20 protein-coding genes are annotated in these 19,709 nt (G+C 41.0%); 3 read left to right on the plus strand and 17 right to left on the minus strand.

Annotated elements, in window-relative coordinates; translation table 11 throughout:
* The first annotated feature begins 63 nt into the window (after positions 1-63).
* The 3 genes from BLR27_RS08070 to BLR27_RS08080 all read left to right on the plus strand — a co-directional run bounded on the left by BLR27_RS08070 (position 64) and on the right by BLR27_RS08080 (position 2,175).
* Positions 64-1,125: an Mrp/NBP35 family ATP-binding protein gene (locus BLR27_RS08070; RefSeq protein ID WP_090703385.1), complete on the plus strand. Its 1,062-nt coding sequence runs from the start codon at positions 64-66 to the stop codon at positions 1,123-1,125.
* Between the two features lie 40 nt (positions 1,126-1,165).
* Complete coding sequence (locus tag BLR27_RS08075) at positions 1,166-1,444, plus strand: NifU family protein (protein ID WP_090703390.1); 279 nt, start codon at positions 1,166-1,168, stop codon at positions 1,442-1,444.
* Between the two features lie 95 nt (positions 1,445-1,539).
* Positions 1,540-2,175, plus strand: a complete 636-nt coding sequence (locus BLR27_RS08080) for a peptidase associated/transthyretin-like domain-containing protein (protein ID WP_090703395.1) — start codon at positions 1,540-1,542, stop codon at positions 2,173-2,175.
* 360 nt (positions 2,176-2,535) lie between these two features.
* Here BLR27_RS08080 and def read toward each other — a convergent pair whose 3' ends face one another.
* The 17 genes from def to BLR27_RS08165 form a co-directional block, all read right to left on the minus strand.
* Complete coding sequence (def, locus tag BLR27_RS08085; RefSeq protein WP_090703398.1) at positions 2,536-3,108, minus strand: peptide deformylase; 573 nt, start codon at positions 3,106-3,108, stop codon at positions 2,536-2,538.
* Positions 3,109-3,165: 57 nt separating this feature from the next.
* The gene (gene rhaM, locus BLR27_RS08090; RefSeq protein ID WP_090703403.1) at positions 3,166-3,483 is read right to left on the minus strand and encodes an L-rhamnose mutarotase; all 318 of its coding nucleotides are present in this window, start codon (positions 3,481-3,483) and stop codon (positions 3,166-3,168) included.
* A 62-nt stretch (positions 3,484-3,545) separates the two neighbouring features.
* A complete protein-coding gene (locus BLR27_RS08095; RefSeq protein WP_090703407.1) occupies positions 3,546-4,883 on the minus strand; it encodes an FGGY-family carbohydrate kinase in 1,338 nt (445 codons plus the stop codon).
* A 13-nt stretch (positions 4,884-4,896) separates the two neighbouring features.
* Positions 4,897-6,171, minus strand: coding sequence for a TIM barrel protein (locus tag BLR27_RS08100; RefSeq protein WP_090703410.1), 1,275 nt, complete (start codon positions 6,169-6,171; stop codon positions 4,897-4,899).
* A gap of 6 nt (positions 6,172-6,177) precedes the next feature.
* Positions 6,178-8,292, minus strand: a complete 2,115-nt coding sequence (locus BLR27_RS08105; RefSeq protein WP_090703414.1) for a bifunctional aldolase/short-chain dehydrogenase — start codon at positions 8,290-8,292, stop codon at positions 6,178-6,180.
* A 6-nt stretch (positions 8,293-8,298) separates the two neighbouring features.
* Positions 8,299-9,375 (minus strand): L-rhamnose/proton symporter RhaT, encoded by a 1,077-nt coding sequence (gene rhaT, locus BLR27_RS08110; RefSeq protein WP_090703418.1) that lies wholly within the window; start codon positions 9,373-9,375, stop codon positions 8,299-8,301.
* A gap of 130 nt (positions 9,376-9,505) precedes the next feature.
* Positions 9,506-10,537 (minus strand): GntR family transcriptional regulator, encoded by a 1,032-nt coding sequence (locus tag BLR27_RS08115; protein ID WP_090703422.1) that lies wholly within the window; start codon positions 10,535-10,537, stop codon positions 9,506-9,508.
* 302 nt (positions 10,538-10,839) lie between these two features.
* Positions 10,840-12,069: a M16 family metallopeptidase gene (locus tag BLR27_RS08120; RefSeq protein ID WP_090703425.1), complete on the minus strand. Its 1,230-nt coding sequence runs from the start codon at positions 12,067-12,069 to the stop codon at positions 10,840-10,842.
* 122 nt (positions 12,070-12,191) lie between these two features.
* Complete coding sequence (gene msrA, locus BLR27_RS08125; RefSeq protein WP_090703428.1) at positions 12,192-12,839, minus strand: peptide-methionine (S)-S-oxide reductase MsrA; 648 nt, start codon at positions 12,837-12,839, stop codon at positions 12,192-12,194.
* Between the two features lie 122 nt (positions 12,840-12,961).
* A complete protein-coding gene (locus tag BLR27_RS08130; protein WP_090703432.1) occupies positions 12,962-13,387 on the minus strand; it encodes a hypothetical protein in 426 nt (141 codons plus the stop codon).
* 399 nt (positions 13,388-13,786) lie between these two features.
* Positions 13,787-13,927, minus strand: coding sequence for an ORF6N domain-containing protein (locus tag BLR27_RS18650; RefSeq protein WP_221406310.1), 141 nt, complete (start codon positions 13,925-13,927; stop codon positions 13,787-13,789).
* Positions 13,928-13,995: 68 nt separating this feature from the next.
* A complete protein-coding gene (locus BLR27_RS08140; protein ID WP_090703435.1) occupies positions 13,996-15,534 on the minus strand; it encodes a YifB family Mg chelatase-like AAA ATPase in 1,539 nt (512 codons plus the stop codon).
* A gap of 167 nt (positions 15,535-15,701) precedes the next feature.
* On the minus strand, positions 15,702-16,475 hold the full coding sequence (locus tag BLR27_RS08145; protein WP_090703438.1) for an oxygenase MpaB family protein: 774 nt from the start codon (positions 16,473-16,475) through the stop codon (positions 15,702-15,704).
* Positions 16,472-16,867, minus strand: coding sequence for a ribosomal maturation YjgA family protein (locus tag BLR27_RS08150; protein ID WP_176767638.1), 396 nt, complete (start codon positions 16,865-16,867; stop codon positions 16,472-16,474). The genes BLR27_RS08145 and BLR27_RS08150 overlap by 4 nt, the downstream gene beginning before the upstream one ends.
* The gene (gene creD / locus BLR27_RS08155; RefSeq protein ID WP_176767639.1) at positions 16,867-18,279 is read right to left on the minus strand and encodes a cell envelope integrity protein CreD; all 1,413 of its coding nucleotides are present in this window, start codon (positions 18,277-18,279) and stop codon (positions 16,867-16,869) included. Before creD ends, BLR27_RS08150 begins: the two co-directional genes overlap by 1 nt.
* A gap of 164 nt (positions 18,280-18,443) precedes the next feature.
* A complete protein-coding gene (locus BLR27_RS08160) occupies positions 18,444-18,749 on the minus strand; it encodes a winged helix-turn-helix domain-containing protein (protein ID WP_090703444.1) in 306 nt (101 codons plus the stop codon).
* Positions 18,746-19,366 (minus strand): hypothetical protein, encoded by a 621-nt coding sequence (locus tag BLR27_RS08165; protein WP_090703447.1) that lies wholly within the window; start codon positions 19,364-19,366, stop codon positions 18,746-18,748. The genes BLR27_RS08160 and BLR27_RS08165 overlap by 4 nt, the downstream gene beginning before the upstream one ends.
* Positions 19,367-19,709: the final 343 nt, after the last annotated feature.

The following is a 19,709-nucleotide window of genomic DNA, read 5'->3' on the forward strand; positions in this document are numbered from 1 at the left end:
TGCTACTTTTAGTAGATTTGGGATAAACATAATCAAAAAATATTATCTCCTTAATATTCAAAAATGATCACACAGGAACAGATATATAATGCACTTCGTAATGTGGAAGATCCCGATCTTAAGAAGGATCTGGTTACATTGAACATGATCGAAGATCTTAGGATCGATGGTAACAAGGTTAGTTTTTCGGTGGTATTGACCACACCTGCATGTCCGATGAAAGCGATGCTCGAAAATGCCTGCCGAAATGCCATACTTCATTTCGTGAGCAAGGAGGCAGAACTGGCTATCAATATGACCTCAAGAGTAACCAGCAGACCAGAAAGGGCCCTGGCTGGCATCAAGAATATTATTGTGGTTGCATCCGGCAAAGGGGGCGTAGGTAAATCAACTGTAGCAGTGAATCTGGCACTTGGCCTTTCGAAAAAAGGTGCGAGTGTAGGATTGATCGATGCAGATATTTACGGACCATCCATCCCGATGATGTTTGGAGTTGAAGGTTCACGTCCTAAGTCCACTCAGAATGCTGAAGGAAAAATACGGATAGAACCCATTGAAAAATACGGGATCAAATTACTGTCGATCGGCTTTTTTACTGACCCTAATCAGCCGGTGCCATGGCGCGGCCCGATGGTTTCAACTGCAGTAAAGCAGTTATTCAATGATGCCGACTGGGGCGAACTTGATTATCTGGTTGTTGATCTTCCGCCGGGAACGGGTGATATTCACATCACGGTTGCCCAGGGATTTCCAATCACGGGTGCAGTGATCGTTACTACCCCACAAAATGTTGCTCTTGCTGATGCCCGTAAAGGTGTAGGAATGTTTTTAATGGATTCGATCAATATTCCTTTGCTTGGAGTTGTTGAGAATATGTCTTATTTCAGTCCTGCGGAACTGCCTGATAATAAGTATTATATATTCGGTAAAAATGGTGGTCAGGCACTCGCCAAACAATTTGACACCCCGTTCTTAGGAGAGATCCCATTGGTAAAAAGTATCAGTGACGCTGGTGATGTTGGCAAACCTGTAATTCTGGAGGAGGATAATGTGATGGGTTCGGCCTTTATGGAAATTGCTGAACGAGTGGCACAGCAGGTGGCAATTCTGAATGCAGTTAAATAGCATTTTTTAAAAAATTTGTATCTTTATAAAAAGAAGAATCATGGATTTGTTGCAAAGAGTTGAAAATGCATTGGACACTATCCGCCCATATTTGGAGGCAGATGGTGGAAATGTATCCATTGAGGAAATAACGTCTGACAATGTTGTACGTCTTCGATTGTTAGGCTCATGTGGCTCATGCCCGATGAGTATCATGACATTAAAGGCAGGTATTGAGCAGGCTATCAAGCGTGCTGTTCCGGAAATTGAGTCTATTGAAGCAGTTAATCTGACTGATATTGATGATCCGGAAGCTGTTTTGCCTGAGCGATTGAAGTAAATTTATCAACTGTACTTAAATTATTATACTGTCCGTAATATATCTATTTAACACTATTTAACATCACTGCGGTACGATTTTACTAACTTTGAAGCATGCGAAACTGGTTATTCCTTATTTTTCTGTTTTGTTCTCTTTCCGGGTTCTCCCAGGTCAGGGATAAAAAGCTCGTGCAGTTTTCCGGAATAATTATGAACCGCGACAGTAATACTGTGGTGCCTTATGTGACCATCACCAACGTGACCGGCAGGGATCAGTTCTTTTCAGCTAATTATAAAGGTTATTTTTCATTTGTTGCCAATGAGGGTGATACATTGGTTTTCACCGCGGTTGGTTATAAGCGTGAAGGCATCGTGATCCCGGTAAATCTGTCTGATAATAAGTATACTGTCCTGATGAAGATGCAGCAGGAAGTCATCAATCTTCCGGGTGTGCGGGTGTATCCATGGGCAAGCACAGATGAATTCAAAAAAGAATTCATGACCCTTAAATTCGCGGATGATGATCTTGAAATAGCCAAGAAGAACGTTTCCCGTGAAAGTTTATCTGCCATGATGGCCACCCTTCCAAGGGATGGAGGTGAAATGCAGAGTTTTAATTTCCAAAATAACCATAACCGCCTGGTTAACAGAAATATCAATCAGCGTCTGGCAAATCCTTTGCTGAATCCTTTCGCATGGGGAGCGCTTATACAGCAAATTATGCAGGGGGATAAGAGTAGGGAGCAGTAGGGAGGGGAGAGCTGAAAGCCAAAAGGGTAAAGTTGAAAGCCATAAGCAGTAGATGAGCTGATTTGTACGTTTTATTACTTCTCAAAAGTAAAAATTCTCAATAATATCGTCATTGAGAGGAGGTACGACGAAGCAATCTCAAGATTGGTGTTCAATTGATTTTAGAGATTGCCGCGCTGCGCCTGCCTACCGCAGGCAGGCACGCAATGACAAAATCAGGGTAGCAATGACAAACTGAGAAGTGCATTGAAAGAACAGATCATTATAACAAAGAGGAATTTTCAATTAAAATTCAAACCTGTATGAAAAACAAATAGTCTAAAACTCTTTACTAATTACTAGATTCTAACCAACCAACACCTACCTTCTCCCCTTTTTAATCGCAGGAAATTTCATTTTATAGTCCACTTTTACAATTCCCTTAGAAATCGAGGTCAGTTTATTGTTAAGCATAGCTTTGCGCAGGGGACTTAATTTATCGACGAATAGTTTGCCATCGATATGATCGTATTCATGCTGAATGATTCGTGCTGCGAGTCCGCTGAAAGTTTCTTCATGTTCCTCCCAGTTTTCATCAAAATAAGCGATAGTCACATTTTGCTTTCTGTCGATATCTTCACGAATATCAGGTATGCTCAGACATCCCTCATTGAATGACCATTTTTCACCGTTCTCTTCCAGTATCTCCGCATTTATAAATACCTTTTTAAAATCCTTTAATGCAGGTTCATCTTCAGCAAAAGAAGTGGCATCGATCACGAATAAGCGAATTGATAATCCGATCTGCGGAGCCGCAAGACCTACTCCATGTGCACCGTACATCGTTTCAAACATATTAGCGATCAGAACATTCAAATCAGGATATTCTGCCGTAATATCTGCACCTTTTTTACGAAGAACAGAATCTCCGTAGGCTATGATGGGTAATTTCATAATGCAAAAATAGAATCTTTAGGCGAGCTTACAAAGCGGAGGATTTCTGAACAGGAATTAATCCAAATGAAACACCATTTCAAGAGGTTTTGAGACCGGAGAATTATCCTCATTCGTATCCATAATATCGGCCATATAAGCCCACCATCTCTTAACGATCTCATTTTTACTCAGGTTCTGCGAAGTGCCAGTTCCGGAGATTTTCTGCACGGCAAACAAGATATCAGTCTCTTCATCCAGAAATATGGAATAGTCGTGTATGTTATTTTCACTTAAGAGAGCACTTAATTCAGGCCAGATCAGGTCATGCCGGCGTTTGTACTCTTCTTTGAAACCTGGTTTCAGTTTCATTTTAAATGCAGCGATCTTCTCCATCTTTTTCTATTCTTTGCTTTTATACTTGTTTAACCAGCATCATAAAATCTTTCTCCACCAATTTATTTTCCGGAGTAAAACTTCAGCTCTATTAAATCGTTCGGTGTCGGGATATCTCCAAATGATCGATGAACAACTAAAGCTGTGCCCATTGCGGTGGCCTGTGCCATGGATGCGGCGAAAACCTCCATTTCAGGAAACATAAAGGATAAGAGATTCATGTAAATGGAGTTTTTGCTAAACCCTCCATCCACAAAGATCCTGTTCACATTAGAACCACTAATAATCAGCTGCGTTGATCTTTTTTGCTTTCTTACCAGACTCAAAATCAAGTGATGATAGGCTGCTGCATCAGATTCAAAATCTGAAAGATCTTGCTTTGAAAAATCCTGTTCATTCTCTCCCTCATTTTCTAATTTTAGGAGACTTTTATCAAAGGACATTTCTTCAAATCTCGACTTCGGCTGGTGATAATATTCAGCGATCCTGTTGACTTCCTGCTCATGCTCATGGCCGGCAAATAAGCGCGAAGCCTTGACCGGTGTGCCCTTATATTGTAAATAACAAAGGCAATCTGATTCGAGTTCTTCCTTTGTCAGCGGACTAGCATTAAAGGGGTTTAAACTAATGCACCAGGTACCAGTTGAGATCAGAACAAATGGCTCTGTGAAACTGATCAGGTACGGAATTATCGCTGCTGAACTATCGTGAAGGCCTATTCCTGCATCAAATACATGGCCCTCAAAACTCGTTTCTATTCGTTCATCTGAAGCGGCTATTGGAGCCAGCTTATCCATAAGACCTTCATCTCTTAGCCATTGGTGATACTCGTTTTTGCTGAAATCCCAAAAATTGGTATGGCATCCGATACTGGTGATATCTGTAACTAATTTTCCGGAAATGAGATAACTCAAATATTGCGGAAGGTGAAGAACGGTCTTTATCTTTTGGAGTAATTCCGGTCGTTCATATTTTATCCGGTAAAGCTGCATCCCTGAGTTCAGGCTTCCCAAAACCGGAGAAGCAGTTTTGTAAGCAAATTCCTCTTTGCCTCCATATTTTGAATAGAACTGCTCTAAAAGTTCATCCGGATAAGGCTTCAGGTAATTATAAAGGGGTGTTAATGGCTGTCCGTTTTCATCAAGATAAACCAGACTTGCTCCATAAGATGAGAAATTAACAGCCTTTATATCAAAACAGGGATCTCTGAAAACTGATCTCATGGTGTTTAATACAAAGAGCTTCAAACTATCCAGATCTTCACATGGAAAGCCGTCTTCATCTACAGCTTCGGCAAGGTTTCTGGATTGCTCAAAAACTACCTGATAATGTTCATTGAACAAAAGGAGTTTTTTATTGGTTTTCCCAATGTCAAATACTGCAATAACCGGGATCTTCATATCTTTTTTATGATTATAGACCGGTAGCTACCGTTTCAAATCCCCGCTCTTTGATCAATTCCTGCCTTACCTCAAGCTTGCGGAATAAGCCTATCGGATCTAGGGCTCCTCCTGCTCTTAAACGTGCTTCGGCAACCAATGGCCTCACATCTGTACGGAAACTATCCTGCAGAATCTCCTGTGCTCTGGCAACGTCGTTTTTTAACTGTGCTTCCTTCAGTGCAGCTCTGTCTACGATCAATGCCTGGGTATAGGCAATCATAATGGCCTCCACAGATTGTAGAAGATCTTCGAGCGGGTCCTTAACATTATGCGATGCATCGATCATCCATCCCAGATCATTGGCGTGGTTCATTTTGCGATCATTCATTCCCTCGATCAGTTCATTGAAGATCAGAAATAACTGGTAAGGCTTGATGCTGCCGGCAGTTAAATCATCATCACCATATTTGGAATCGTTGAAATGAAAGCCGCCCAGCTTACCCTCCATCAATAATAAAGAAACAATCTGTTCAATATTGGCATTGGGTAAATGATGGCCCAAATCTACCAGGGTAAAGGCTTTCGGACCTAATTTACTGGCATATAAAAGCGATTGACCCCAGTCGCCAACGGTAGTGGAGTAGAAATTAGGTTCATAGGCTTTATACTCAATGAACATTTTCCAGTCTTCCGGTAAGGATGCATAGATCTCTCTTAAGCTGGCCAGTGTATTCTGAAAAGCAGTTCTGAAATTTAACTGACCCGGGAAGCAGGATCCATCTGCAAGCCAAACTGTCAGGGACTTAGATCCCAGCTCGATGCCATGTTTGATCACCTCAATGTTATGGTCAATAGCCTGTTTCCTGACAGCTGGATCAACATGTTGCAGCGAGCCGTATTTATAGCTTTCTTCCTGTCCTTTCTGATCCTGAAATGTATTGGAATTCATCGCATCAAAGCGCAATCCATGTTCCTTTGCCAGATCTCTGATCGCCTGATAATCTTTCGGTATATCCCAAGGGATATGCAGAGAAATCGCATTGCCTGATTGATTTAGTTTATGGATCAATCCTACATCTTCGATCTTTTCTTCCAGGTTTCTGGGTTCACCTCCACCCGGAAAACGGCCGAAACGCGTGCCTCCATTTCCTAAAGCCCAGCTGGGAATGGCAATCTGGAAGTCGATCAGTTTCGATATAATTGATTCAAAATCAATTATTTGTGTCTTTAAAAACTCAAATTTTGATCTGTGAAGATCGATTGATCTCTGGTTATGTTCAGCAATTAAATTGTCTTTAAGCTTCATATGCTATTATCTTACAAAAGCCATGGCAACACCGCCATCCACATTCAAAACATTTCCTGTTGATTTGCTCAGTAAGCCTCCCACAAAAGCATAGCAGGCATTGGCAATGTCTTCCGGTAAAATGGTTTCATTCAAGAGGGTGCGTTTGGCATAGAATGCAGGTAGCTCAGCCACCGTGATTCCGTATGCCTTTGCTCTGCCTTCTGCCCATGCACCTTCCCAGATCTTACTATCGGCGATCACCGCATCCGGGTTAACCACATTCACACGGATCTTATCGGGACCTAGTTCGGCGGCATTCAGGCGACTAAGATGTAATTGTGCCGCCTTAGCAGAGCCATATCCCGCATTATTGGGACCTGAAACCAGAGCGTTTTTACTCACAATATTCAAAATATCGCCGCCTCTTTTCTGTTTTCTTAAAATGCTGACCGCTTCCTGTGTAATTTTAAACTGTCCCTTAACCAGCACATCATAAAGCAGGTCCCAGTCTTTGTCGGTATGTTCTTCAATTGGTTTTGAAATAGATAATCCAGCACAATTGACCACAATATCTATTCCGCCGAAGTTCAAAGCTGCTTGTGCGAAGGCATTTTTTATGTCGGCACCTTCAGTAACATTCAGTTGTACGGTAGCATAGCTGTCGCGACCAAATTCTTTCAGGAACTGAGCTCCTGCAGCTGCCAGACGATCCTGATCCAGGTCATTCAAAACAACCACAGCACCCTCTTCAGCAAACTTTCTGGATATTGCTTTTCCGATACCGCCTGCACTGCCTGTTACCAGGGCGATCTTGCCGCTTAATGATTTAGGTTTCGGCATTCGCTGAAGTTTTGCTTCTTCCAGCAGCCAGTATTCGATATTGAATGCTTCCTGCCTTGGGAGTGAAGTATATTCAGAAATAGCTTCTGCACCGCGCATCACATTGATAGCATTGGTATAAAATTCTGCCGCTACACGGGCTGTTTGTTTATCTTTTGAGAAGGAAAATAATCCAACGCCGGGGTAAAGAATAATCACTGGATTTGAATCCCGAATAGCCGGTGAATTTGGATGCTTGCAGGTAGTATAGTATTCCGCGTACATTTTTCTGTAGGCTTCAAAAAGTGGCTCGATCTGAGATCTGAGTTCTTCTACATTATTCAGATCGGCATCCGGTTTAAGGTTTAAGATCAGCGGACTAATTTTCGTTCTTAAAAAGTGATCGGGGCAGCTGGTTCCCATTGGAGCGAGACGATCAAGGTCATTTGAATTTATAAACTCCAAAACCCGTGTATCATCTGTAAAATGCCCGATCATGGAGCGTTCCGATGAACAAAGTCCGCGCAGAACAGGAGCTATTTTGGCTGCCTGCTCTTTTCTCTGCTGCTCTTCAAGTCCCTCAATTTTCTTCCCTCCAAATACGCTTCCATTCTTCCTCACACTCTCTTCAATGTATTCGGCACATTTTTCAACTACTTCCAGCGTATTGACATACGATTCATATGCAGTATCGCCCCAGGTGAATAATCCATGAGAACCTAACATAATTCCTCTGATTCCGGGATTATTATCCAGGCAGGCCTTAAGCTCTAATCCCAGTTCAAAACCCGGTTTTCTCCAGTCAACCCAGCCAATGGTATTATCAAAAAGCTCTGCCGTGATACGTTTACCATCTTTGGCTGCTGCAATAGCAATTGCCGCATCCGGATGAAGGTGGTCAATATGTTTGAAAGGAAGAAATCCATGCAGAGGAGTATCAATTGATGGTGCTTTTGAGTTCAGATCATAGATACAGTGATTGAAAAGTTCAACCATTTCATCCTCATGCTCCAGTCCGCGGTAGATGTTTTTTAAATTGATCAGACGATCATTATATAATGCTGCCAGTCCGCTGCGCTTGAGGGTTCCGATATCGCCGCCGGATCCTTTGATCCACATGATCTCGGTTTCGATTCCTGTCAGCGGATCCTTAGCCATAGCCTTGCAGGAAGTATTACCACCACCATAATTGGTCAGACGAAGATCAGCACCCAGCAGGTTAGATCTGTAAATCAGCAAGCCTACTTCATCATTAGCGAGCTTCGTGGCTTCAGCTACGTCCCAGAGGTAGCTTACGTGTTTATAATTTGTCTTTGACATAATTGATTAGATTGAATTTCCGTAGCCTACCAGAAGCACGGAAATAATGATGGTACTAATTCCTAAAATAAAAGTTGTGAAGGTCTTTTTGCTTACTGCCGACCATTCCTTGAGTAAAAGTCCCCACATATTGGCGATCAGAATAATAAAGGCCATGTGTAATATCCATGAGCTTGCTCCATTCCCTAATTTACTTTCTCCCATACCGTAGAAAAAGAATTGGAGGAACCAGGTAGTACCTGCTATTGCTGAGAAAATGTAGTTTTTAAGAAGGGGAGTTTTCGGGTTCACATAATCTCCGAACGACTTATTACGAGCGTTCAGGATGGTACACCAGATCAGGTTTGTTGTCAGGCCTCCCCAAAGTAAAACCACATAAGTTACATTGTTCTGGAAGAGAAATTCGGTAGTTTCTGCAGGATTTGCAGCTTTCCACAAAGCATTTGCCGCATCTGCCATTGGCTTTCCTGCTTCAATTCCAAAATTGAAACAGGCACTTAAAACTCCTGATATGATAGCTACAATGAGTCCTTTGACCATATTAAACTCCTGAATAGTTTCCTTTTTAGTTTCTTCTGTCAGTTCACGTTCTTTCAGCATTCCCGCTCTGCCACATAGGAAAATTCCGAAAAGACATACCAGCACACCAAGGAGCACGATACGGCCACCTTCGCTGTTAAGCATGTCTGTAAAACTGATCTTTCCTGTTTGTGGATACAGATCGTAAAATACTGGTGGTAAAAGTGAACCTAAAGCTGAGCAGAATCCCAAAACCACTGAATTACCAAGCGACATGCCAAGGTAGCGGACTCCAAGTCCGTAGGTTAAACCCCCAATCCCCCAAAGCAATCCCATGATGAAAGTAACTTTTAAAATTGAGTTATCAGTATTGCTGATGATCTCAGCGAACGCCGGAATAGTGAGATATGCAGCAAGAGGTGGAACGATCAGCCAGGAGAATAAGCCACCGATTATCCAGTAGCTTTCCCAGGACCAGCCTTTAACCTTTTTAAAAGGAATATAAAAGCTCCCGGAAGCTGCTCCGCCAATAAAATGAAAGATAACACCTAAAATTACTTGCATGGACGAGATTTAGTAGATTCTGAATATGTTTAAAAATATAGAAGAATAATTATTTAGCTGTCATGCACTGTCATGTCGGTTAAATAGTAATAAAAAGATAGGATAATTTATTTTATTTGGCTGAATGAATCTACAGGGAGGGCCTTAGAGTAAGGTGGAAGGGGACTTCAATATGTTCGCGGGAATTATTTAGGATGAGCTTTGCTGCCAGTTGACCCATCTGGAAGAAATCAGTTGAAATAGTGGTTATTCCACTTAAAATAACCTTTTTAAGAGGGGTTTCATTGTAAGAAATAACACCTACCTGTTGCCCGACCTTTAAGTCTAATGAGATGATTCGTTCGATCAGCGTAACCAGGTCGGCTTCCATCAGGTTGATGAATGCTTCACCTTCATTTATGGGTTCTGTTGTGATATTCCTGACCAGACGAGGTGTGAAGGCATATTGCTGGCAAAAATGATAGAAGCCCTTAATGATCTCATCCGGAAAATAGCTTTTATCCGGAAAGATAATTTTGAGGGTATGGTACTTACTTAACTGATCTTTAGCCTGTTCCAGGGCATTATAAATATCTTTTTCAAAATTTTCATACACGGCAGCATATTCTCCATCCACACCCGGGACCCGTTTATCCATCAGTAAAAGTTTTTCTTTTGGGATGGCATTGATAAGGTGACAGGATTCTTCTCCTCCTTCAATAAAATGCGGAATGATCACATAATGCGAATAATCCTCTCTTTTGTTATCCAGTAATTTTTTGAACAGGGCGAAGTCATTGTTGTAGATATAGAAATCGATGGCTACATCATTGCCGAGTGCAGAAACAAAGGCATCATATACTATTTTCTTATGAGCACTGAGCTTATTGAATAACAGAAAAATGCGGAGCCTTTGTCTGAAATCTGTATTTGCGATATAATAACCTTTCCCTGGTACCGAGTTTACGATGCCCAGATTTTTAAGGTGTTTATATCCTTTTTCTGCAGTGTCACGTGATATTTCGAGCACACAGCTTAGCTCATTAATGGAGGGCAGAAGGTCATCTTTTTTTATTTTCCCTGCAATGATGGCATCTTTTATGGAATTGGTTAGCTGGAGATATTTTGGAGTGGCTGAATATTCATCAATAAGGATGTGGTTAAAAATTCTGGCCGGTTTCATTGGGAGTTTGAATGGAAAAATAGCTGCTTTTAATAATAAAACGAAGGACAAAGTAATGATTTAAAACAATTAGTAACTGTTATAATTTAATTTGGTTTTTTTAGTATTAAAATGAAACTATTCATCTGATATTTTGCCCGCTCATGGCCGCGGGGGCTTTACCTTTTCCTGCATCAAAAAGACAATGCCGAGGAGGAACGACGAGACCATGAGTACCCTAAAAATAAGATGATATTTTATTGATGGTTTTATTTTACCCCCTAAAACCATAATTAAAACCAATTCAATTACTGATTTTGTCTCTAATCCTTCGGATTAAATATCAGTGAGCTTAATTGTTTCGGATCAAACATTTCATTCGCAATTTCAAGTAGCTGAGGGGCAGTTACATTATTGATCTTTGCAAACACCTCCTCCAGAGAATCGACGCGGTTAAAGTCCAGAAGACTTTTACTCATAGAAATGATAAGTCCCATTCTGTTCTCCTCGCCCAATGCGATCTGCCCGATGAATTTATGTTTTGCCTGCTGTAATTGCACAGGACCCAGTTTTTGATCCCTGAGTTTCTTCAGTTCCTTTTCAAGCAGTTTGAGTGCCTTTTCAGTTTTTTCAGTATCCGTACCAAAGTAGATGGAAAAGATACCTGTATCACTCATCGGGGTATAGTTTGACTCGATGGTATAGGCAATGCCATATTTCTCGCGGATTTCCAGGTTCAGGCGTGAGCTCATGCCGGTTCCGCCCAATAAATTGTTCAGAAGTAAAAAGGCAGTCCTGTGTTTATTGTGAAATGAGTACGATCGGTTGCCGATCACACAGTGTGCCTGGTTGATAGGTTTAAAAAAAGCACTGTGTTTGGGCGTGTAGGAGCCTATTTTTTCGCGGACTCTCTCTGGTAAATTGGCAGGTATTTTACCGTACAGTTTCTCACTGATGCGGATGACCGTTTTAAAATCATAATCTCCAAAGATCCCAATGATGATCTCATCCGTGCGATAATTGGACTTCATAAAGAGCTGAATATCTTTTTTCTTAAAGCTCTTTACTGATTCGGGGGTTCCCAGAATATTTCTGCCCAGTGTATGACCTTCAAAAAGCAGATCCTCAAAATCATCGTTTATGGCTTCATCGGGCTGATCCTGGTAAGAGGAGATCTCATCCAGAATGACCTCTTTTTCCTTCTTCATTTCTTCCTCAGGAAAGACTGAATGGAATATGATATCTTCAAAAAGATCAAGAGATCTTTCCAGATGTGGTTTTAAGAAGGAAGCATGAACGCAGGTATATTCTTTGGTAGTGTATGCATTCAGATCAGCGCCAACCAGTTCCAGCCTGTTTAATATCTGATTCGTATTTCTCTTTTCGGTTTGTTTGAACAGGAGGTGCTCAATAAAATGGGCCAGACCATCTTTTGCCTGATCTTCATCGCGGGAGCCGGCATTTATTATGATGCAGGCATGCGAAATATTTGAAGGGCTTGGCTTATGCAAAACACGTATTCCATTCTGCAACTGGTGAACCTGATAATCCATTTAGCAAATGTAGATAATTGAATGAGCAAATAAGAAGCGGATGTCTGAAGTCTGATGTCGGATGTCTGATTTCTGAAGTTGGATATCATACCTCAGTCCTCCTACCTCGGTCCTCGGTCCTCCTACCTCAGCTTTCCCTTATACGTCTTCTTAAACAATTCAAACCGTGGAATAGAAACTGCCCTTACATAGCCCTGATTGGGATTGTGTTCGATATAGTCCTGGTGGTATTCTTCTGCCCTGTAGAATTCAGTGAGTGGTTTTAATTCGGTAACGATCGACTTTCTGAATTTTCCTGATTTGGTAATATCTTTCACAGACTGTTGTGCGGCTGCTTTCTCTGCAGGTCCGGTATAAAATAATATGGAACGGTAAGATGAACCTCTGTCGGGACCCTGCTGATTGGGAGTAGTAGGATCATGTGATGCGAAAAAGATCTTGCATAATTCCGCATATGAAATCAGTTTAGGATCATAGTAAACCAGTACCGTTTCTGCATGGCCGGTCGTTTCGGTATTCACCAGATCATAGGTCGGGTTTGGTACAGTACCTCCGGCATATCCGGAAATAGCCGAGTCAACACCGACTACTGCTTCAAAAATATGCTCTGAACACCAGAAACATCCTTCAGCGAAAGCAGCGATGGCCTTTCCTTTTGGAGCTGTGAGTTTCACTTTTCTGACATCCGTTTTTTTCTGAGATATGGCATCACAGGAAAATAAAACCAATATGAGCGACAGTGCAGGTATAATGTTTAGATAGCGTTTCATTTTTCTCCTTTTGGTAAAGATACGTAACAAGGTTCTTTATAGATTGGACTGGGGGTAAAATCAGACATGCTGGTGACAACAGTAACAAGTCGGGATAGCAACAATTCAAACATGATAAAATATCAATTATCAATCATCTTACTGAAGTCCATGAACATAACCAAAGGTGGCAACAATCGCTCCTTCCTCTTTGAATCTGTGTTATCATCAGACCTATAATTCCACATTTCATGATTTATGAGCCTTGGTGATCCCATCAGAATAATAAATGGTAGAATCATCGTACAATTCTTATAATCACTTATCCGCAATTGCTTCTCATCCATCAAATTGAGAGCCCTGTTTATTGATCCTGCTAAAATACTATCTGTAGAAGTGCTTATTTCCCATTTTGTAATTAAGCCGTTTGTATTTGAAATCAATTTAATTGAATGAAACTGAGGAATTTTATCTTTGTAACTGTAATAATTCTTAAAATAAAAATATTTATAAAATGCCTTGTAAAAATCACTTGAGCTAATATCCTGTGAATAAGCTTCAAACTTCATTAAACAAAATATCGCGGCGAGAATAATTGAAATTTTCATAAAAAAATTTAAGAGTTGGTAGTTTTATTTACATATGAAACCTGCATGAGCTTACCGCTCACAAACCGGAATGAATAAGCTCATGCAAGCTTCATAACCATTAAAAAACAAATTATATTCTGATGAAAACTACAATATTTAATTTATGATTTTTGTTTAAATCCAATTGGAATGCATGGAATTTCTTCCTTTTTTAAAAACTTATCCAGGTAAGCAAATAGTAACTTAATTTTTTGATCCTGTTTATAAAAGTTGTTTTCGACTTGTTCAATAAGGTTGGCAATATCCTTATGTAAAAGTAGGATTTCCCTCATCTTCACAAATATTTCTATTATTCGAATACTCATTTGTATAGCTCTGTCATTTTTTAAGACATTCGACAACATTAATACCCCCATGTTCGGTAAACGCATAGGGTAAGGTTCCACCCAATGATTGTCTGGAAGGTATCGCATTTTGCGATACCATATCCTCAACCTCTTTTTCAGATAATTGAAACATGAAATTTTCCGGAAATAGGTTTTTATTACGTTTTACCAGTCTGGTGCGAGTCTACGGCTCGTACCCAACTAACCCGCCCATCCATCCCTATCCAGGCTCCTGTAATGTATCGCTTCAGCAAGATGTTCCAGCAGGATCTCTTCAGCTCCGGCAAGGTCAGCTATGGTTCTGGAGACTTTCAGGATCCTGTCATAAGCTCTGGCAGATAAGCCCAGTTTTTCCATGGCCTGTTTTAACAGGGTTTGTCCAGCATCGCTGATGCGGCAAATATTCCGTACCATATTTGGGCTCATCTGGGCATTGCAGAACACTTCTTCTTTATCTTCAAAGCGCCTGATCTGGATATTTCTTGCTTCAGTAACCCGTTCGCGGATCTCTTTGCTTTTTTCACTCAGTCGTTCGGAGGAGAGCTCATTGAAGTTTACAGGGGTTACTTCCACATGTAGGTCGATGCGGTCTAAAAGCGGACCGGAAATTTTACTCAGATATTTTTGTACCACTCCCGGAGCACAAATGCATTCTTTTTCGGGGTGATTGAAATATCCGCATGGGCAGGGGTTCATGGATGCCACCAGCATAAAACTGGCCGGGTAGTTTACTGTTGATTTTGCTCTTGAGATGGTCACCCTGCGTTCTTCCAAAGGCTGGCGCATGACTTCGAGTACGGTCCGTTTAAATTCGGGCAGCTCATCCAGAAAGAGCACCCCGTTATGTGCGAGTGATATTTCCCCGGGTTGAGGATTGGTGCCTCCTCCAACAAGCGCCACGTCACTAATGGTATGATGCGGAGATCGGAATGGCCTGATGGTCATCAATGAATCGGATGCAGAGAGTTTTCCTGCCACTGAATGGATCTTGGTGGTGTCGAGCGCTTCATAGAGGTCGAGAGGTGGTAATATGGTTGGCAAACGTTTGGCGAGCATGGTCTTGCCGGCTCCCGGCGGACCGATCAGGATCACATTATGGCCACCGGCAGCTGCGATCTCCAGCGCCCGTTTGATGTTTTCCTGTCCCCTGACATCCGAGAAATCGCTTTCATAATTGTTGATATTATAGCTGAACTCTTCTTTGGTATTGACTATGGTTCTTTGAAGTTCCAGGCTATTGTCAAAAAAACCGATCACTTCTGCAAGGCTGTTCACACCATAAACCTCAAAATCATCCACAATTGCTGCTTCCCGTGCATTCTCTTTTGGGAGGATCAGGCCCTTGAATCCGTCTCTTTTTCCCTGAATGGCAATGGGAAGAACCCCTTTTACAGGCTGTATGCCTCCATCCAGAGAGAGCTCACCCAGAATGAGATATTCTCCGAGTTTGGTACTGAAAAATTGCCCTGAAGCATACAAAATGCCAATCGCAATTGGCAGATCATAGGCAGAACCCTCCTTTCGTATATCGGCCGGAGCCAGATTTACGATGATCCTTTTCCTCGGCATGCGATAGATGGAACTATTCAATGCGCTTTCTATACGCAGCATACTTTCTTTTACCGCATTATCGGGAAGACCAACAACGAAATATTTGAGTCCGCCGCAAACGTTCACCTCTATGGTTATGGTAATTGCTTCGATACCATAAACGGCACTTCCAAAGGTCTTTGCTAGCATGGTTTCATAATTTAGAAACCATTTGAAAGAATGGAGAGAAGTATTTAGTTAATGGTAGTATCTTTTGAGGGAACGGTCAGATTTATTTTCTGATCATATCTTAATGATTGAGCATACACGTATATATCATTCAAAATTTTGAACGTAATTATTTCAATAACAGAATCTTACAAAGATTTGCCCGAATAATTATCCAATGCCATAATCTCATTTTTATATGCGGCGGGCATGATCATATTTTTTAATAAAGATCTTAATCGTATGGCCTGACTGAGCTTGTACAAATTCAGGAGGGTAGCTGAAAGCGGGTTCTTTCCGAGATTTAACAATTCATTTACTTTTTCAGGAACAAGCAGTATTTGTGCCTGTTTTAAGATGAGGAATCTGAACCATCCCAAATGTTTTTTATATTGTTTGTACAGGTCTTTGGTAAAATCGCCATTCAGCATGTTTTCATGAAGGGATAAATGACGCATGATCAGCCATTGCTGATAGTTTTGCGGCAGATCTTTCACTCCCATGCGTGATCCCATCCTATAAAATACCTGAAATACCTCTTCTTTTTCAGACCCGCTCAATTTCCTCTCCAGTAACTCATAAGAACGTATTGAATAATCGATCAGCATGAACAAAACATCCCGGTAGGCCCAATCCGGGATGCTTTGGCCACGTGAATGTTCCACTCCCTGATGGATAGCGGATATTTTGTCAATTGCCTGAATAGCCCTGTCATATTCGGAGAAAACGATCTGACGGGCATAGGAAACAGTGGAGAATAAGCGTTTAAGCGGATCGGAAGGAAGACGCCCGGTGAAATAAAGCCAGTCTACCGCTTTATTCAAAGCAAACTCCGCAGATGCGCCGGCAAAGATCAGGAGGATGGTATCTCCATTCCCCCAGATCTCGCGGACTATTGAATCTTTGCTCACAAAATATTTCATGCTTTTTTATCCTTTAAAATCAATATTCCCGTATTCCTGCTCTCAAACCAAAGTATAGCAAGGGCTCCTGTTGTATATGCTAGTATATCCATCCATGTGAATGATGTACCGATTAGGGTACGTGCAATTTCAGAGTCTCTCAAACCTATCCATTCCACGAAATTCAGGTATTGCAATGCTTCTATCAGATAAGAGAACAGAAGTACTGCAATGACTGTTAATAGCACATTCCCATCAATAAAACTCTTCAGGAAGCAATACATCAAAAAAACGACCAGAAAGTCTCCAAAATATGGCCTGATAAAATTATCATGTACATACATAGCGATCAATACTTCGATCAGGAAGAATACCACTGTTAACACAAAATAACCCTGATGAAATCGGAACATTATAATACTTCGGTGTTTAAGGGTATATCATTATTCTTCTCAAGGCTGATCTTCTGTGATAGGTACATCAATGACGCAATGATCACGAATAAACCAATACTTCCAACCAATAGCGCCATATCCTGCAGTTGAAGAATTACAAAGATAAAGCTATAGAACATAGTTAATATGCCTGTAAAGAGGAGAGCTGCCTTTCTGTTTTTTAGCAGCGACCAGATGAAGGTGCTGATCAGACCAGCTGTTGCCACAGAGGCGATGATATAAGCTAAGTTGAAGCCTAGCTGTTCACTAAGTGATAACAATAAAATATAATAAATGGTCATGGCGGCTCCGATTAACACATATTGGAGAAAGTGAACACTCTTCTTATTCAGCAATTCGGTAAAGAACAAGGATAAAAAGGACAGTAAAATAACCAGTATGGAATATTTTGCGGTACGGGTAGTCTTTTGATACTGATCTACTGGTAAAAGGAAATCTACACCAAAAACCGCGCGGGAATCTGAGTTATTAATTCCTTTTACTATGGTATCTGTAGTGTTTAAAACTGTGTTTTCTTCAATCCATTGTTGCGGATAAGGCCTGTTGTAATAGGGCATTTTCCATGTAGCTGAAAAACCAGTGCCTGAAACGGAGCGTTCATCAGGTAAATAACGTCCGGTAAAACTTGGATTATTCCATTCCCCTTCAATTTTTACCGTGGTGTTCTTGCCAAGATGAAGGAAGCTAAGCTTCTCGCTTCCCCGCAGGTCGAGATCAAAACTAAAATTAAGAGCAGTGCTTTTCTCCATACTCAGGTCGGGAAGGATGACCAGGTTATTGCTAAATAATTTAAGTGAAGTAAAGTCGGGTTCTACCTCATAGTTCTGGTTTCCCAAGCGGATGACCGGATTATTTTTAAGTCCTTTTAAGTCGCTCAAGCCAATATCCACCTTTGCCTGCTCCCATTGGACCATAGCCGGGTTAATACCCGATTTTTTTAATTCAAGCGGACTGAATTTTCCACTGACTTTAATGCTGCTATTGTAAACCACTGCATCAAAGATCCCCCTGTGAAGCACCTCCGGATTGGCTTTAGATGAGATATTTAAGTTTTCCGGAAGGATATAAATATTGGTTATAATTTCCCGGCTACTGCTTTTTTGGGTATCGGAATCTTTTGCCAAGACCGTAGTTTTATAAGGCAGTACTAAAACCGGTCCCTGTACTAACTGGCTGCCTGACCACTTGTTGGAAATTTCCCGGATGACTTCCTGCTGCCTGTTCTGTCGCTCAGCTATCAGATCCTGCACCAGGAATGAGGGGATCAATAAAATAAGTGTAAGAAAGCCAATCAGGCCTAGTTTGAACAATACTGATCCTCCGAACCAGTTTTTTAATCCATTGTTTTCTGTTGTCAGTTCAATTTTCATATGTGTATAATTTAGTTTTTAATGGCTATGAAGCTTGCATGAGCTTATATTCACTTCGTTGTGTGAGCGGTAAGCCTGCCTGCGGTAGGCAGGCTCATGCAGGTTTTATTCTTTCGTTAATTTAAAAGTACTTTGAAATTCAAAGTGATTGAATAAAAAAAATATTATTGTTTTTTCTGTTGTTTAATTAAATTTTCAAGTGCTTCAAGATGTTTTATAAAAGCGGAACGGCCCTTTTCAGAAACAGCATACTGGGTGTTTGGCTTCCTGCCAATGAAGGTCTTGTTTACGAGGATATATTCCTCTTTTTCAAGAGCCTTCAGATGGGATGCAAGATTCCCGTCAGTTACTTCCAATAATTCTTTGAGGGAATTAAAGTCATAATTCTCATTGGCAACCAGAACGCTCATGATCTGCAGGCGGATCCGGTTTTCAAAGGCCTTATTAAATTGTTCCAGAGATTTCTTCACCGGTTGTATTTAAAATGCATAAAAGTACCATAAATAATATGCAGAACTCCAAAACCCAAAGCCCATAATATTAGTCCGTATTCAGGGATCAGGGCAGCCAGTAAACCCAGAGTAATCTGGCAAAAGCCCAGCCATTTCACATCTGAGAATGTGTACTGGCTTGCTGAAATTAAGGATAGTCCGTAGAAAATCAGGCAGGCAGAAGCAATCAGGTTATACTCTGCTTTCAGGAGTAAAATAATAATAAAGAGCCCCCCGGTAAAAAGTGGAATGGCCATGCTGCTGATCAAACGTTTGCTTACCGGGTTCCAGTAGTTTTCGCCTTTTTTCTTTGCCTGACGGATAGAAAGCAAGAGACAGGTTAATACGGAGAGCAGTAAAATTGCTGACGCGATCAACAACAGTTGATGGTAGACCAAAGAATTGTCTGAGTACGAATCACTGATTGTTAAGCTGCCATATTTTTTGGTTACGATGCTGTATCCGATAGATGCACCGATCAGGGCATAAATGCCAGCCATTACCCCCGATAAACCGCTGAGGGATAAGAACCTGGATGAGCGTTCCATCAGGGATCTGATTGAAGCCAGCTCAGAATGAATATCTTTTTCTTCCATTTAAAAGTACTTTGATTTTCAAAGTAAATAATATTTTTTGGTAATTGCAATAATAAAGTGAATTTGGGTGCTATTTTTTCCCTGAGGTTGGTGTTGTCCTCAATAAACTGGTATGGTGAAAATACCAACCGGAGGGAATAGTAACAAGATAGGCTTTTGTTTCTTTTGGCCTTCAAAAGAAAGAGACTCCAATTATAATGATAATTTGCCCGCTCATAGCCGCGGGGGCCTATTGTCTTTTGTCTTGAGTGGCTGTTGCACAACTTATTTATTTTAAATATTACTTTGTTAAGTAACTGATTATTAGTATTTTGTATTATGCAAGGCAAGAAAAAATATCAGG

The organism is Daejeonella rubra, from assembly GCF_900103545.1.
In the GTDB taxonomy this organism is placed as follows: domain Bacteria; phylum Bacteroidota; class Bacteroidia; order Sphingobacteriales; family Sphingobacteriaceae; genus Daejeonella; species Daejeonella rubra.

Bases quoted from the DNA above. Each gene is read 5' to 3' on its own strand.
- BLR27_RS08070 (WP_090703385.1), top strand. From the start codon at position 64: ATGATCACACAGGAACAGATATATAATGCACTTCGTAATGTGGAAGAT.
- BLR27_RS08075 (WP_090703390.1), top strand. From the start codon at position 1,166: ATGGATTTGTTGCAAAGAGTTGAAAATGCATTGGACACTATCCGCCCA.
- BLR27_RS08080 (WP_090703395.1), top strand. From the start codon at position 1,540: ATGCGAAACTGGTTATTCCTTATTTTTCTGTTTTGTTCTCTTTCCGGG.
- def (WP_090703398.1), bottom strand. From the start codon at position 3,108: ATGAAATTACCCATCATAGCCTACGGAGATTCTGTTCTTCGTAAAAAA.
- rhaM (WP_090703403.1), bottom strand. From the start codon at position 3,483: ATGGAGAAGATCGCTGCATTTAAAATGAAACTGAAACCAGGTTTCAAA.
- BLR27_RS08095 (WP_090703407.1), bottom strand. From the start codon at position 4,883: ATGAAGATCCCGGTTATTGCAGTATTTGACATTGGGAAAACCAATAAA.
- BLR27_RS08100 (WP_090703410.1), bottom strand. From the start codon at position 6,171: ATGAAGCTTAAAGACAATTTAATTGCTGAACATAACCAGAGATCAATC.
- BLR27_RS08105 (WP_090703414.1), bottom strand. From the start codon at position 8,292: ATGTCAAAGACAAATTATAAACACGTAAGCTACCTCTGGGACGTAGCT.
- rhaT (WP_090703418.1), bottom strand. From the start codon at position 9,375: ATGCAAGTAATTTTAGGTGTTATCTTTCATTTTATTGGCGGAGCAGCT.
- BLR27_RS08115 (WP_090703422.1), bottom strand. From the start codon at position 10,537: ATGAAACCGGCCAGAATTTTTAACCACATCCTTATTGATGAATATTCA.
- BLR27_RS08120 (WP_090703425.1), bottom strand. From the start codon at position 12,069: ATGGATTATCAGGTTCACCAGTTGCAGAATGGAATACGTGTTTTGCAT.
- msrA (WP_090703428.1), bottom strand. From the start codon at position 12,839: ATGAAACGCTATCTAAACATTATACCTGCACTGTCGCTCATATTGGTT.
- BLR27_RS08130 (WP_090703432.1), bottom strand. From the start codon at position 13,387: ATGAAGTTTGAAGCTTATTCACAGGATATTAGCTCAAGTGATTTTTAC.
- BLR27_RS18650 (WP_221406310.1), bottom strand. From the start codon at position 13,927: ATGTTTCAATTATCTGAAAAAGAGGTTGAGGATATGGTATCGCAAAAT.
- BLR27_RS08140 (WP_090703435.1), bottom strand. From the start codon at position 15,534: ATGCTAGCAAAGACCTTTGGAAGTGCCGTTTATGGTATCGAAGCAATT.
- BLR27_RS08145 (WP_090703438.1), bottom strand. From the start codon at position 16,475: ATGAAATATTTTGTGAGCAAAGATTCAATAGTCCGCGAGATCTGGGGG.
- BLR27_RS08150 (WP_176767638.1), bottom strand. From the start codon at position 16,867: ATGTTCCGATTTCATCAGGGTTATTTTGTGTTAACAGTGGTATTCTTC.
- creD (WP_176767639.1), bottom strand. From the start codon at position 18,279: ATGAAAATTGAACTGACAACAGAAAACAATGGATTAAAAAACTGGTTC.
- BLR27_RS08165 (WP_090703447.1), bottom strand. From the start codon at position 19,366: ATGGAAGAAAAAGATATTCATTCTGAGCTGGCTTCAATCAGATCCCTG.